Genomic DNA, 13,919 nt, shown 5'->3' with positions numbered 1-13,919 from the left:
TGTCATCGCACGTCGTGCGTCAGTCCCGGGGCACCAGCAGGCGCAGCTGCACCATGGCCGAGAACCGGGCTTCCGGATCGGTCAGATCGAGTCCGCTGATCTCCGACAGGCGGCGCAGCCGGTAGCGGAACGTGTTGGGGTGCGTGTAGACCCGTGCGGCGGCGACCGCCACATCTCCGAAGGCGTCGAGCCAGGCCCGCAGCGTCTCGACCAGATGCGTGCCCTTCTCCCGGTCTTGCGCCAGCAGCTGCGCGACCGGACCGGTCGGCTGGTCGCCCCGGGCGCGGACGAGGTCGCCGAGCTCGACCAGCAGGGCTTCCATCTGCACGGCCGTGAAGCGTGCCACGGGTTCGCGCGAGGGCGCCTGACGGACCACACGGAGCGCGCGGTCGGCGTTCGCGCGCGACGACGGGATGCTCGCTGCCTCCTGCGCCACGGTGCCGACCCCGATGCGGATCTCGCTCGTCGCGCCGAGCCGGCCGAGGAAGTCCGCCGCGACCCGCGCGGCACGGCTGTCGGCATCGCTGGTCTTCGCATCGCCGGGATCGGCGTCGCCCTGCTCCGGGCGGATGCCGACGACGGCGTACACGACGTTTCCGATCACGGCCACCGCCGAACGGAGATACACGGCGCCCAGATGCACGGCGAACGCATCGGCGATCCGCTGCCGCTCGGCCACTCCGCGGGCTCCGGCGGACGGCTCGTCGTCGACCTCTTCTGTGGCCGACAACGCGAGCACCACGCATCGGTGGTCGCTCAGACGAAGTCGCGCCGTCGCATCCGCCGCCCCCGGGCCTCCTTCGAGGATCGTGGCGAGCAGGTCGGCGCGCAGCCGACGCTCGACGTCCGCTCCGGCGCGCAGCCGCAGCAGATGTAGCGCCACCAGGCCCGCGGAGTCCTTGAGCGCCTGCACGCGATCGGGGGAGAGGGGCTCCTGCACCGCGGCCCAGATCGAGCCGAGGATCTCATCGCCGGCGCGTACCGCGAGCGCCACGCGGGGGAACGAGGGGAGGCCCTCGGTGTTGAGCACAGGACCGACGTCGATCGGATCCTCGCTGCGGTACAGCTCCTGGAAGACGCCGCGCTCCTCGAGCTGCCGGGCGAACCGTTCGGGTACCTGCCGACCGAGCACCGTCTCGATGCGGGCCGGATCGGCTTCGTGCTGGCGACCGGAGAACGCGACCACCCGGGAGTTGCGGTCCTCGATCGTGACCGGCGCATTCAGCAAGGTCGCGATCGCATTCGCGAGCGCGAACAGGTCGCCGGAGGGCATCCCGCCCAGCGTCGTGGCCGCCTGGTCGCCGACGTCGCCCTCGGCGATCAGCGAGCGCAGCATCGCCGTCAGCTGTGCCCACGACGCACCGCGGGTGAGGGCGAGGACCGGGATGCCGCTGGCCTCGGACGCTTCGCGCACCGGCTGCTCCGCCCGCACCGGAGCGCGCAGCACGAGGGCGGAGGCGTGCTGGGCGGCGAGGGTCCGCAGCAACGCGGCGATCTCATCCGGATCGCTCAGCCCGACGCCCAGCACGAGCGCACCGCGCATCGGCATCGCGTCGTCGAGAACGTCGTGGATCACGACGGTCTCGATCTCGGCGTCGTCGTCGGCCGCGCCGCTCACCACTTCGAGCAGCGTGGTGCCGAGGTCTTCGATGACCCGGCCGAGGCTGGCGCGGGGCCTGGTCGTCACGGACATGAGCACAGGGCCCAGGCTAGGGGGCGACCGCCGGTCGCGGAGCTGTGGGGCACGACGAAATCGTATCGACTCTTCGTCGATCTCGACAGGATCATCGTGCCCCACCCGGGACGTCAGCCCGCGTTCAGAGGGTGATCCACTCGGTGCGCACCGTCACGGCGTCCAGCGCATCGGGGTCGGGGGTGACCCCGATCCCCGGCCCCGTGGGAACCGTGAGCGTGCCATCTTCCACGACGAAGGGATCGGTGATGTCGCGCGAGTAGTAGCGGCCGGAACCCGAGGTGTCGCCTGGGAGCGTGAAGCCCGGCAGGGCGGCGAGGGCGACGTTCGCCGCGCGCCCGATCCCGGTCTCCAGCATCCCGCCGCACCACACCGGGATGTCGTTGGCGACGCACACGTCGTGGATGCGACGCGCTTCGAGGTACCCGCCGACGCGACCCGGCTTGATGTTCACGATGGAGCACGCGCCGAGAGCGATCGCGTCCGCCGCCGCCCTGGCCGACACGATCGACTCGTCCAGGCACACCGGGGTCGTGATCGCCCTGGCCAGCTGCGCGTGGCCGAGCAGGTCCTCCTCGTCGAGCGGCTGCTCGATCAGGAGCAGGTCGAACGGATCGAGCTTGGCGAGATGCCGCGCATCGCCGCGGTGGTAGGCGGTGTTCGCGTCGACCTGCAGCAGCACGTCGTCGCCGAAGCGCTCGCGCACGGCGCGCACGGGCTCGATGTCCCATCCCGGCTCGATCTTGAGCTTGATGCGCACGTACCCCTCGTCGAGGTAGCCGCCCACCGCGCCCAGCAGCTCGGGGATCGAGTCCATGATCCCCACCGAGACGCCGCAGTCGACCCGGTCGCGCACGGCGCCGAGCTCGCGGGAGAGGGGCACTCCGGTGGCCCGCAGCTCGGCATCGAGGATCGCCAGCTCGACGGCGGCCTTCGACATGCGATGCCCCTTGAACTTCGCGAGAGCAGGAGCGACGCCCCCGGCATCCAGATCCTTCACCTGGGCGAGCGCCGGCAGCAGGAATCGAGTGATCACATCGACGCTCGCCTCGACGTACTCCGAGGAGTACAGCGGGTCGTTCATCGCGACACCCTCGCCCCAGCCCTCCGCCTCGTCGGTGACGGCGCGGACCACCAGCGCCTCGCGCACGGTCTGCACGCCGAACGACGTCCGAAACGGCGACACCAGCGGCATCTCGATCACACGCAGCTCGAATCCGGTGAGCTTCATCCCTGTTCTCCTCTGTCGATGGTGTACGCGCCGGAGCGGTCGAACGAGAGCACGCGCCCTCCACCCTCCAGCGATGATCCGAGAGTCTCGCGCAGCGCCAGACGCCACGCGGTCGCAAGCGCCGGCTCCGTGAGGCGCAACGTCTCGATGTCGCGCGGCAGTGCCACGCGCACCAGTCGCGCGTCGGTGCGATGGCGGAGCGGTCCGAGATCCTCGCCCACACCGAGCAGCGGCTCGGCGGCCGCGATGTCGCGCGCAGCGTCGAATGGCTCCCCGTGACAGGCCGCCACGACCCGGGGGTCGCGCACGTACCAGGTCACCAGCATCCGGTCGGTGTCGTCGGCACCGTTGAGGGCGTCGGCCATGTGCCCGTAGAAGTTGCGGTGGTACGACGTCGGCGTCGCGGCGAGCTTCACGAGGTTGAAGTGCGCGTTGCGGCTGATGAGCGGATCGAAGGTCCAGGAGATCTCGTCGAGTCCTTCCTCCAGCGCCCACGCGCGCTGATGCACCTTGAGGGCGAAGCCGACGCTGCGCCCCCGCATCCGCGAGGAGACACCGGCGATGTGGCTGTGCAGGGCGCGCTGATCGGGCGCGGCGAAGAACCCGAAGCATGCGCCGACGAGCTCGTCGTGCTCGAACGCGCCGCCCACATAGCTGCCGGCCTTCGACAGGGCCCGCAGCGTCTCGACGTTGACGGGGGAGGTCTCGCCCTGCTTCGTCCAGATGCTCTGGAACAGCGCGGCGACCCTGGCGAAATCGCCCACTTCGGAGAGCAGCCGGATCTCCACCCCGGCTCTCGTGGCGGCGGCGATCGCGGCGTCGGAGGCTTCCTCCGGCGAGGCGCGGAAGGCCGCGGCATCCGTCATGCTCATACCCTTCCTCCTGCCGGCGTCCCGTGCCCTGTAGCGGATCTCTCTCGGTCAGCCAGTGCGGCGGCGATCAGCTCCCGCAGCAGCAACGTGCGCTCGAGGATCATCGCGACCACCACATGCTCGTCGTCGGCGTGCGCGCCGCCGCCCACAGCGCCCAGGCCGTCGAGTGTCGGTACGCCGAGAGCCGCGGTGAAGTTGCCGTCGGAGGCCCCGCCGACCGCAACACCCTGGAACGGAGTCAGGCCGGAGCTCTCGCCGATCGCGACGGCCTGTGCGAACAGGTGCGCCGATGATCCCGGCTCCAGCGGAGGACGGTTCGCACCACCCTCCACGCGGATGGACGCACCCGGAAGCGTCGCGGGGATGGCGCGGAGTGCCGCATCCACCCTGTCCTGCTCGGCGACCGTGCGCACCCGCACATCGACCGCGAACTCCGCCTCGGCCGGCACCGTGTTCGTGGTGCTGCCGGCGCGCAGGAGCGTGGGGGTCACGCTGGTTCCGGCGTTCGCGTCGCCGAGCCGGGAGATCGCGAGCAGCAGGTGCGCGGCCTCGACCGCGGCGTTCACACCGCGTTCCGGTTCCAGTCCGGCGTGCGCCGCCCGCCCCGCGATATGCACGCGGTACAGCGAGACGCCCTTGCGGGCGATCTTCACGGCGCCGTCATCGGCTGCGGCTTCGAGCACGAACGCCGCGCTGCAGCCGAGCGCCTCCTGCTCGATCAGCGTGCGCGAGCTGGGAGAGCCCAGCTCCTCGTCTCCCGTGATCAGGATGCTGACGCCGGTGCGGTCGGGCAGCGCCGCCACGGCGTGCAAGGCCATCACGACCCCGGTCTTCATGTCGAAGCATCCCGGGCCGCGCAGCACGCCATCGTCGACCCGGAAAGGAAGCCGCTGCAGCGAGCCGAGGGGCCAGACCGTGTCGTGGTGGCCGAGGACGAGCACGACCGGATCGCCGAACCGCCAGCGCAGGTGGGTGCGCCCGTCGATCACGATGCGCTCCGGCGCGGTGCCCAGAAGCCTCTCGCCGAGGGCCGCGAGCACATCGGCGCTGCGGGCGACGGCATCGAGGTCGTCCGACGGCGACTCGCAGGAGACGAGGGTCTCGATGTCGGCCAGGACCAGGTCGAGGTCCCGGCCCGCCTGCACGCTCATCACGACACCTTCGGCGCTGCGCGCACGCCGTGGTGCAGATAGCGCTCGCCGCTGGGCAGGGAGTAGAAGACCACGGCGTGCCAGGCCTGCTCACCCTCCGTGCGCATCACGAACTCGCCGGGGCGGACGGGCACCAGCGGGTGCTCCTGCACCGGGTCGGGGAGCAGCGCCGCGAGGGGACCGTTCAAGGTCGTGCGCATGCGCAGTCCCTCGTCGTCGCGGAAGATCTCGGTGCGCACACCGGCCCGGTGGTAGATGCCCTCGAACTCCGAGAAGTCGGCGGTGAAGGGCTCCTCGGGCGGGACGAGTCCCGCAGGCAGGTGCACGTCGGCGACCTCGGCGAAGATCTCCCCGAAGAGCGCGTCGTACAGGTCGCGGGTGTTCCCGCCGTTGGCGAGCAGGGTGACCGCAACGCCCTCGTCGAGCAGGATGCGCAGGAAGGACGACTGTCCGATGGTGTTGCCGTCGTGGCCGACGAGCTTGCGGCCGCCCCAGTCGAACCGGATCCAGCCGATGCCCCAGCTGTCGCCGATCGAGTACGGATCGGGCACATCGACCTCGTGCTGCTGCATCCGCTCCACGCTGGCCTCCGAGAGCACCCGCGTGCCGTCGGCGGCCAGGCCCCCGGTGAGGTGCATGCGGGCGAACGCGAGCACGTCGGCGGTGGTGGAGTTGATGAGACCCGCCGGCCCCATCGAGCGGGGGAGCATCCACGCCGGGGCGAGCGTCGGTCCCTCGTCGCCGACCTCGGTGTGGCCGCTCGCCGCGCGGAACATGATCGCCTCCTCCGGCAGCGTGCACGAGTGCGTGAGCCCGAGCGGGGTGAACAGCAGGTCTCGCATGGACTGATCCCAGCTGGTGCCGGTGATCTTCTCGATCACGCGGCCGGCGAGCACGAATCCCGAGTTGCAGTACGACATGGTCGCACCGAGCGGATGGTTCTGCGCGACCCCGTCGAGCAGCGCGACGTACTTCTCGAGGGTGTCGTCACCGCGACCGGTGTCGGTGAACACGTCGCCGTCGATCCCGCTGGTGTGACTGAGCAGGTGGCGCATCGTGACGGTGCGGGTGACTTCGGCATCGGACGAGGCGAACTCCGGCACGTAATCGACGATCGGGGCGTCGAGATCGAGCCGACCCTCGTCGACCAGGCGCATCACCACGGATGCCGTCCACACCTTGCCCATCGAGCCGATCTGGAACACCGAGTCGTCGGTGGTCTCGATCCCGGTGCGCACGTTGAGTATGCCGTGATGGGCATACACCGGATCCTCGCCGAGGCGGAGGATGCCGAGCGTCGCACCGGGAACCTTGTGCGCCTCGGCGAGGGCACTCAGCCGCTGCTGCCAGTGGCGGGCGTCGAGACGTGCGCGCACCGGCTTTCCCGCCGGCGGCGCATACTGCTCCACCCAGTCGATCACCCGTCGGGAGTAGTCCGCCCGGTGCGAGGGAGGGCCGGAGAGCACGAACAGGTGCGAGCCGCCGGGGTACAGCACGAGCCGCGTGGGAACGTTCCGCTCGTGCAGCGCCGTGAACCATTGCTCGGCCTGACCCACCGGGCAGCGGTCGTCCGCCGCGCCATGCAGGATGAGCGTGGGAGTGGTAACCCGGTCGACCTGCGTGTACGGCGACTGTGCCGAGATGCGCTCCTCGTCGCGCCAGGGCAGACCGCCGTTCTCCTTCGCGGAGAGATGGTGGCCGAAATCGGAGGTGCCGCCCATCGAGAACAGGTCGGTGACCACACCTCCGGCCACGGCCGCGGCGAAGCGGTCGTCGCGCGAAGTGAGGTAACAGGTCATGAAGCCGCCGTAGCTGTACCCTGTGACGGCGAGGCGGGCCGGGTCCGCGATGCCCTCTGCCACGAGCAGGTCGATCGGCTCGAGGAAGTCGTTCGCGTCACTGACGCCCCACTCGCCGGAGACCGCGGAGAAGAACGCGTCACCGTAGCCGTCGCTGCCGCGGGGGTTGAGGGTGAGGATCGCCCAGCCGCGGCGCGCGAGCACCTGGTGGTACGGGTGGATGAGGTCAGCGGCACCGTTCCAGGCGTTGTGCGGCCCGCCGTGCACGTCGAGCAGCAGCGGGAGAGGCCCCGTGGCGTCGGGATCGCGGCGCAGCCATCCGGTGACCACGGTGCCGTCGGAGATGGTGAAGCGGCGTTCCTCGGCCGGGACGAGCTCGACGTCGGGCGTGCCGTATGCGGTGAGGATGTGCGTCGGTCCGCCGCCGAGGTCCACGAGGGCGACGTCGCCGAACGACTCCGGCGTCGCGAGCACGATCGCGGCCGAGGATCCGGCGATCGACAGCCCCGACACGTTCGCGGTGCCGTCCACGAGCGACACGGCTCCCGTGCCGTCCTGTGCCACGCGGTACACGTGCGAGTAGCCGTTGTCGCGCAGGCAGAACACGATGTCGCCGTCGTCCGTGAACTTCGGCATACCGCCGGGGTAGCCGGGACCGCCCGGCATCACGTTGCGGTCGAGGCTCGCCGTGACGTTCCGTGCATCGCCGCCGTCGATCGGGAAGAGCAGCAGGTCCGCATTGCCGACCTCGGTGTCGGTGCGTCCGACCGCGAGCACATGGCGACCATCCGGGGTCCAGCCCACGGCCGTCGCCTGCACATCGGCGGCGCTGACCTGCACGGCCTCGCTGTTCGGATCGGTCGAGGAGCGCACGAACACGGGGATCCGCATCGTCAGATCCGCGTCGTCGTCGACGCTCGTGGAGTAGGCGATCCGCGTGCCGTCGGGCGACCAGAACGGCTCGGATGCGTGCGAGCGCCCGTGAGTGAGCACCGTGATCTTCCCCGAGGCGACGTCGAGCACATGCAGCTGCTGCACCAGGGTGCCGAGGTTGCCGGCGCCGTCTGCCTTGTAGCCGAGCCGGTCGGCGGCGGTCGGTGCCGACCGGCGCGCGAGGATCGTCTCGGCCCCTTCGCCAGGGAGCGCCGCGCTGTCGACAGGCGCGGTGAAGGCGATGCGCTCCCCGTCGGGACTCCAGGCCGGTGCGCCGGCGCCGAGGGGAAGCGTCGTGACCCCGTGCGCCTCACCCCCCGCGGACGGAAGGAGCCAGATCTGCGCCGGTCCGTCCTGCGCACGCAGGAACGCCAGCTGCGAACCGTCCGGGCTCCACACCGGAGTCGAGTCCGCGGTCGCGCGGGTCAGTGCGACGGGGGTCCCGCCGGTGGCCGGCACCTGCCACAGCGCTCGCGTGTCGCGGTCGCCGTCGCGGTCGGTCGTGCGCAGCACGAAGGCCACGCGTGTGCCGTCCGGAGAGAGGGCGGGCTGCTCCGGCGTGCGGACGGAGAGCAGATCGTCGACGGTGACGCGGTTCATGAGAGCTCCAATCGGATGGTCAGTTCACTGTGTCCGCTGGGAGCGGGGACCGTGTTGTGGGCGGGGCCGAAACCAGGGGGATGCTTTGGGAGGTGGGCACAGTTCCGAGTGCCGCGTCGGCGTGCGTGCCCGCGAAGTGACAGGCGGCGCCGGCCGCGCCCGCGGGCAGCGGAGGTTCCGCGATCATGCAGATCTGCCGGTCCGGTCGCGCCGCAGGACCGATCGGGCACCGCGGATGGAAGCGGCATCCGCTGGGCGGCGAATGGGGGTCGGCGGGCTCGACGTCGACGGGCGCGAGCGGGTCGACCGCCAGCAGATTCCCGTTCCGGGTGGGCGCCGCCTGGAGCAGATCCCGCGTGTAGGGGTGCTGCGGGTCGGCGAGCACCTGCTCGGTGGGCCCGAACTCCACGATGCGCCCGAGATACATCACCGCGATGTGGTCGCTCAGGTAGCGAACGACCGACAGATTGTGCGAGATGAACAGCATGGTGAGGTCGAGTTCGCCGCGCAGCTCCCGCACGAGGTTGAGCACCGAGCCCTGGACCGACACGTCGAGCGCCGAGGTGATCTCGTCGGCGATCACGACCTCGGGCCGGGCAGCGAGCGCGCGGGCCAGCGCGATGCGCTGACGCTGGCCGCCCGAGAGCGCGGCCGGGAGCGACTGCGCGCGGTCGGCGTCGAGGCTCACCAGGTCGAGCAGACGCGCAACCTCGGCCCGCCGGGCCGCGGAACCGCGGATGTCGCGGGGGAGGGCCTCGGCGATGGACTCGCCGATCGTCATGCGCGGGTCGAGCGAGGAGAACGGATCCTGGAACACCATCTGGAGCGGGCGGCGACGGCGGAAGCTGCGCACGTCCACGCCGTCGAGCGTGATCGCACCCTCGCTGATCGGTGCGAGCCCGATCGCGGCGCGGGCCAGCGTCGACTTGCCCGAACCCGACTCGCCCACGAGCCCCACCACGGATCCGGAGGGGACGACGAGGGAGACGTCGTCGACGGCGGTGAGACCTGCCCGATGCGTGCCGTAGCGCACGCTGACCCGATCGAAACGCAGCTCGCTCATCGCAGGACCGTCTCTTCCTCTTCTGCCGCCGTGGCGATCGCCACGGGTACCGCTGTCTCGCCGCTGACCGGATGCCAGCAGGCGACCCTGTGCCCATCGGTGTCGGCCACGAGTTCGGGGTCGCTCTCGCGGCAGAGGTCGGTCGCGAGCGGGCAGCGCGCGGCGAAGGCGCAGCCGACAGGGAAGGCCCCCGGTGCCGGAGGACGGCCGGGGATCATCTTGAGCGGTTCGTCGCGGTCGGCGTCGAGCTCGGGCACGACGTCGAGCAGGGCGCGGGTGTACGGATGCCGGGCGTCGGTGTGCAGGGTCGCCGCCGGCAGATCCTCGACGATCCGGCCCGCGTACATCACGAGCACCCGGTCGCAGGTCTGCGCGACGACGGCGATGTCGTGGCTGATGAGCAGGATCGCCGCATCGGTGTCGCGGCGCACACCCGCGAGCAGCTGGAGCACCTGCCGTTGCACGGTCACGTCCAGTGCCGTGGTCGGTTCGTCCGCGATGATCAGCCGGGGGTGGTTCATGAGCCCCATGGCGATCATGGCGCGCTGACGCATGCCGCCGGAGAACTCGTGCGGGTACTGGCGGGCCCGTCGCGCGGCCGCGGGCACCCGTACCGACTGCAGCCGTTCGATCGCCCGGTCCAAGGCCTGCTTCCGCGTGATGCCCTGGTGCTCTGAGGCGGCTTCGGCGAGCTGCGATCCGATGCGCCTGGTCGGGTTGAACGAGGTCATCGGGTCTTGGAACACCATCGCGAGCGAGGTGCCCAGCAGGCTCCGCACCGCACGGTCTGACGTGGTCAGCAGCGGGGTGCCGCAGAAGTCGAGCCGTGCGGCTGCGACGTGGCCTGGCCGCTCGATGAGCCGGGCGGCGGCGAGCGCGGTGAGGCTCTTGCCCGATCCGGACTCGCCGACGACGCCGATCGCCTCGCCGCGCGAGACCGTGAACGAGACGCCGCGCACCGGGGTGACCCATCCGCCTGGCGTCGGGAAGGAGACGCGCAGGTCGTCGACGAGGAGCACCACTTCTTCACCGTCGACCTGCGCGGGCTGGGTGGCGCCGGAGAGCGCGATGGCGGGCAGGCGGCGGCGGCGACGGGCCGATCGCCCGCCGAGGGCGGCGGCGGCGGTCTCGCCGAGGAGGTTGAACGCCAGTCCGGCGATCACCACGGCCACCGCGGGTCCGAGGGCGGCCGCCGGGTTGAGGTAGATCCGGTTCAGTCCCTCTCCGAGCAGGCGCCCCCAGTCGTATTCGGGCACCTGCACGCCCAGACCCAGGAACGACAGGCCGGCGAAGGCGAGCAGTGCGGAACCTGCCGCCACGGTCGCGTTCACGATGAGCGGTTCGCCGATGTTGGGCAGGATGTGCCGGATCAGGATGCGCAGGCGCGAGACACCGGCCACCTGCGCGGCCGAGATGAAGTCGCGACCGGCGATCGCCGCCGACAGGGTCTGCGTGAGCCGGGCGAACTGCGGGGCCATCGCGAAGCCGATCGCGAGCACGGCGCCGGTGGAGCCGACGCCGAAGATGACCGCGAAGAACAGCGCGAGCAGGAGCCCGGGGAACGCGACCGCGATGTTCACGAACCCGACGATCGGTCGTCCGGCCCACCGCGGGAGCACCGACGGCGCGGTGCCGAGCAGGGTTCCCGCGACCACCCCGATGACCACGGCGACCACGGCGAGCACCACGGAGAGCCGGGTGGCGACCAGGACGCGTGCGAGCACGTCGCGTCCGAGGGTGTCGGTGCCCAGCAGATGCTCGACGCTCGGGCCCTGGGTGATGGCGGCAGGGTTCACCTGTTCCGCCTGAGCGCCCCAGATCATCGGGGCGAAGATCGCGCCGAGGGTGACGAGCAGCATCAGGCCGAGAGAGGTGATCCCGAGCGGTGAGCGGACGATGCCTGACCATGCCGTGCGTGCCGACATCATGCCTCCCTGATGGTGGATCGAGGATCGAGGAGCGCGAGGATCACGTCGATCACGAGGTTCACGACGAGTACGCCGACGCCGTAGACGAGCACGATGCCCTGCACGACCGAGTAGTCCTTGGTGAGGATCGACTGCACGATCATGGTGCCGAGGCCCGGCCACGCGAAGACGTTCTCGACCAGCACCGTGCCGGCGACCATTCCCGTCAGCAGCAGGCCCGTGAGGGTCAGGGTCGCGGTCATGGCGTTCGGCAGCGCGTGGCGCGAATAGATGCGGTGCGGTGCGAGACGCTTGGCGCGTGCGGTGCGGATGAAGTCCTGGCCGAGCACCGAGAGGACCTCGACCCTGATGATGCGCGAGAACACCGCGATCGGTCCGACCGCGAGCGCCACCACGGGCAGGACGAGCGAGAACGGGGCGGTGTTGCCTGCCACCGGGAACCATCCCAGTGACACCGCGAACACGTAGACGAGGCCCACGGCGAGGAGGAACTCGGGGATCGCGGCGAGGATCACGGATCCGGTGGCGAACGCCAGCTCGAGGCCACGTCGTCGACCGCCGCGGGTGGCGACGGCCATCGTCACCCCGAGGGGGACCGAGACCAGCAGCACCAGCAGCACCGCGAGCAGGGCGAGCTGCAGTGTGGCGGGGAGCCGCGTGGCGATGATCTGGGAGACCGGCTGACTGGTGATCATCGAACTGCCCATGTCGCCGGTGAACAGGCCGCCGATGTAGCGGAAGTACTGCACGATGAGCGGCTGGTCGAGGCCGAGGGCTGCGCGCCGGGCCTCGACGAGCTCTGCCGGGGCGTTCAGCCCGAGGGCCGCGCGCACCGGGTCGCCCGGTACCAGGTGGATCATGAGGAAGGCAGCCGTGACCAGCACCCACACCGAGAGCAGGAACTGCCCTCCGCGCCGGACCAGGAAGGACACCCAGGGGTTGTCCGACCGTGCGGATCTGATCAGTATCGCCTGCGTGGCGGTGGTGCTGGCCATCGGCTGTCTCCGGTCTTCGGTCTACTCGTACATGCGGATCGACGTGGGGTCGATGCCGTCGCCCTCGGTGAACGTGGCCTTGGTCGCGAAGGTCGACCGGTTGATGTTCGCGTACGGCATGACGCTGGTCGTCGCGTACAGGGCCTGCTCGGCGGCGCCCCAGTCGTCGCATCCCTCGCTGCCGGCCTTGGCGGATGCCGCGGTGACGGCTGCCGTGTACTCGGGATTGTCGATGGAGGCGAAGTTGGTGCCGTCCGGCGGGTTCGGTCCGGAGTAGAACGGAACGAGCATGCTCGGCAGCGAGACCGTGAGCGGTGCGGCCGAGATGTCCCAGTCGCCGGTGGAGAACAGGGTCTCGCTCAGGGTCGGGGAGTCCACGGCGGCGACGGTGATGTCGACACCCAGGTCCTTCCAGGCCGCCTGGGCGAGCTCCGCCGAGGCGTTTCCGGCGTCGCCGAGCTGCGAGGAGTAGATCATGCGCAGGGTCAGCTTCTCGCCGTCCTTGGTGCGCACTCCGTCGCTGCCGGCCTTCCAGCCCGCATCGTCGAGCGCGGCGGCCGCGGCCTCGGCGTCGAACTCGGGAAGGAAGTCCGCCAGCACGTCCGCGCGGCACGGGTTCGGAGACACGGTCACCAGGCCCGTCGGCACGGTGCCGGCTCCGCTGCCGAGCACCTGGCGCATCTGGTCGAGGTCGAGCGCTGCGATCAGCGCTTCGCGCACGTCCTGGTCGGCGGTGGGGCGTCCCTCCGCCTGGTTGAAGATGAACTGCCCCACCGGGGTCGGGATCTCGGTGTGGAACAGGCCCGCATCCTTCAGCCGCTTGTTGTCGGGACCGATCACGAGGGCCGCGTTGACTTCGCCGGAGAGCAACAGGTTGGTCGCGGTCGTCTCGTTCGGGACCACGCGGAAGACCACGGAGTCGGGGAGACCCTTCTGCTTCGGGTCCCAGTCGTCCGGACCCCACGTGAAGTCGTCGCGGCGGGTCAGCGTGTACTGGCTGTTGGGCACGAGCTCGCTCATGGAGAACATGCCCGTGGCGCCCTCGCCCTTCGCGAGCGCGTCGGGGTCGTCGATCACGGTGCCGCAGACGATCGAGATGCTGCCGACGTTCTCGAGCAGGAACGAGTCGGGCCGCCCGCTGGTGACGGTGACGGTGCCGGCGGCGTCGTCGCCGACGGCACTGGTGCCCGGCTGCACCTGCAGACCGATCAGGGGTGAGCCGTTCGCCGGGTCGCCGATGTGGGTGATGTTGGCCGCCACGTCGGTGGCCGTCAGCGGCGTGCCGTCCTCGCAGGTGAGGCCGTCGCGCAGCGTGAAGGTGGCGGTGGTCGTGTCGGCCTCCCACGAGTCGGCAAGGCCGGAGGCGATGCTGCCGTCCTCCAGTACCTCCACGAGCCGCGCGTAGAGGAAGCGGTCGATGGAGCGGGCGACCGACATCACGGTGACGAACGGGTCGAGACTGCCCGGGTCGGTCGAGATCACCGAGGTGAAGGTCTTGCCGTCGGCGAGGACGCCGTCGGCTCCGTCACCTCCGCTCGGCGGGGCGCCGCCGGCGCAGGATGTCAGGGCGAGCGCCGCAGCGCCCAGCAGCGCGATCAGCGGGGTACGAGAACGCATCAGAAGCCTCCAGCAGTGTTCGGGATGGTGCAGGTGT

At 70.7% G+C, this 13,919-nt stretch carries 9 protein-coding genes; all 9 read right to left on the bottom strand.

All coding sequences use genetic code 11. From position 1 onward, the window contains the following. Nucleotides 1-19: 19 nt before the first annotated feature. Nucleotides 20-1,693 (bottom strand): helix-turn-helix domain-containing protein, encoded by a 1,674-nt coding sequence (locus ASD13_RS01140; RefSeq protein ID WP_055864855.1) that lies wholly within the window; start codon nt 1,691-1,693, stop codon nt 20-22. Nucleotides 1,694-1,817: 124 nt separating this feature from the next. Beyond that, nucleotides 1,818-2,924 carry an o-succinylbenzoate synthase gene (menC, locus tag ASD13_RS01135; protein ID WP_055864852.1) on the bottom strand — a complete coding sequence of 369 codons (1,107 nt, stop codon included), beginning with the start codon at nt 2,922-2,924 and terminating at the stop codon, nt 1,818-1,820. Then, complete coding sequence (locus tag ASD13_RS01130) at nt 2,921-3,790, bottom strand: hypothetical protein (protein ID WP_055864848.1); 870 nt, start codon at nt 3,788-3,790, stop codon at nt 2,921-2,923. The genes menC and ASD13_RS01130 overlap by 4 nt, the downstream gene beginning before the upstream one ends. 2 nt (nt 3,791-3,792) lie before the next feature. Then, entirely contained in the window at nt 3,793-4,947 is a 1,155-nt protein-coding gene (locus tag ASD13_RS01125) for a M20 family metallopeptidase (RefSeq protein WP_055864845.1), read from the bottom strand. Next, nucleotides 4,947-8,279 (bottom strand): serine hydrolase, encoded by a 3,333-nt coding sequence (locus ASD13_RS01120; RefSeq protein ID WP_055864842.1) that lies wholly within the window; start codon nt 8,277-8,279, stop codon nt 4,947-4,949. Before ASD13_RS01120 ends, ASD13_RS01125 begins: the two co-directional genes overlap by 1 nt. Before the next feature lie 19 nt (nt 8,280-8,298). After that, entirely contained in the window at nt 8,299-9,342 is a 1,044-nt protein-coding gene (locus tag ASD13_RS01115) for an ABC transporter ATP-binding protein (RefSeq protein ID WP_082524247.1), read from the bottom strand. Then, on the bottom strand, nt 9,339-11,270 hold the full coding sequence (locus ASD13_RS01110; RefSeq protein WP_055864839.1) for a dipeptide/oligopeptide/nickel ABC transporter permease/ATP-binding protein: 1,932 nt from the start codon (nt 11,268-11,270) through the stop codon (nt 9,339-9,341). The genes ASD13_RS01115 and ASD13_RS01110 overlap by 4 nt, the downstream gene beginning before the upstream one ends. Continuing rightward, nucleotides 11,267-12,265 carry an ABC transporter permease gene (locus tag ASD13_RS01105; RefSeq protein WP_055864836.1) on the bottom strand — a complete coding sequence of 333 codons (999 nt, stop codon included), beginning with the start codon at nt 12,263-12,265 and terminating at the stop codon, nt 11,267-11,269. The genes ASD13_RS01110 and ASD13_RS01105 overlap by 4 nt, the downstream gene beginning before the upstream one ends. A 21-nt stretch (nt 12,266-12,286) precedes the next feature. Beyond that, nucleotides 12,287-13,882, bottom strand: a complete 1,596-nt coding sequence (locus ASD13_RS01100) for an ABC transporter substrate-binding protein (protein ID WP_055864833.1) — start codon at nt 13,880-13,882, stop codon at nt 12,287-12,289. Nucleotides 13,883-13,919 lie beyond the last annotated feature (37 nt).

The organism is Microbacterium sp. Root1433D1 (assembly GCF_001426835.1).
In the GTDB taxonomy this organism is placed as follows: domain Bacteria; phylum Actinomycetota; class Actinomycetes; order Actinomycetales; family Microbacteriaceae; genus Microbacterium; species Microbacterium maritypicum.
Note: the sequence above shows the minus strand (reverse complement) of the source record. Positions and strands in the feature narration are given on the sequence as shown.

What these genes read in the sequence shown, in the direction of transcription:
- ASD13_RS01140 (WP_055864855.1), bottom strand. Translation starts at nt 1,693, where the DNA reads ATGTCCGTGACGACCAGGCCCCGCGCCAGCCTCGGCCGGGTCATCGAA.
- menC (WP_055864852.1), bottom strand. Translation starts at nt 2,924, where the DNA reads ATGAAGCTCACCGGATTCGAGCTGCGTGTGATCGAGATGCCGCTGGTG.
- ASD13_RS01130 (WP_055864848.1), bottom strand. Translation starts at nt 3,790, where the DNA reads ATGACGGATGCCGCGGCCTTCCGCGCCTCGCCGGAGGAAGCCTCCGAC.
- ASD13_RS01125 (WP_055864845.1), bottom strand. Translation starts at nt 4,947, where the DNA reads ATGAGCGTGCAGGCGGGCCGGGACCTCGACCTGGTCCTGGCCGACATC.
- ASD13_RS01120 (WP_055864842.1), bottom strand. Translation starts at nt 8,279, where the DNA reads ATGAACCGCGTCACCGTCGACGATCTGCTCTCCGTCCGCACGCCGGAG.
- ASD13_RS01115 (WP_082524247.1), bottom strand. Translation starts at nt 9,342, where the DNA reads ATGAGCGAGCTGCGTTTCGATCGGGTCAGCGTGCGCTACGGCACGCAT.
- ASD13_RS01110 (WP_055864839.1), bottom strand. Translation starts at nt 11,270, where the DNA reads ATGATGTCGGCACGCACGGCATGGTCAGGCATCGTCCGCTCACCGCTC.
- ASD13_RS01105 (WP_055864836.1), bottom strand. Translation starts at nt 12,265, where the DNA reads ATGGCCAGCACCACCGCCACGCAGGCGATACTGATCAGATCCGCACGG.
- ASD13_RS01100 (WP_055864833.1), bottom strand. Translation starts at nt 13,882, where the DNA reads ATGCGTTCTCGTACCCCGCTGATCGCGCTGCTGGGCGCTGCGGCGCTC.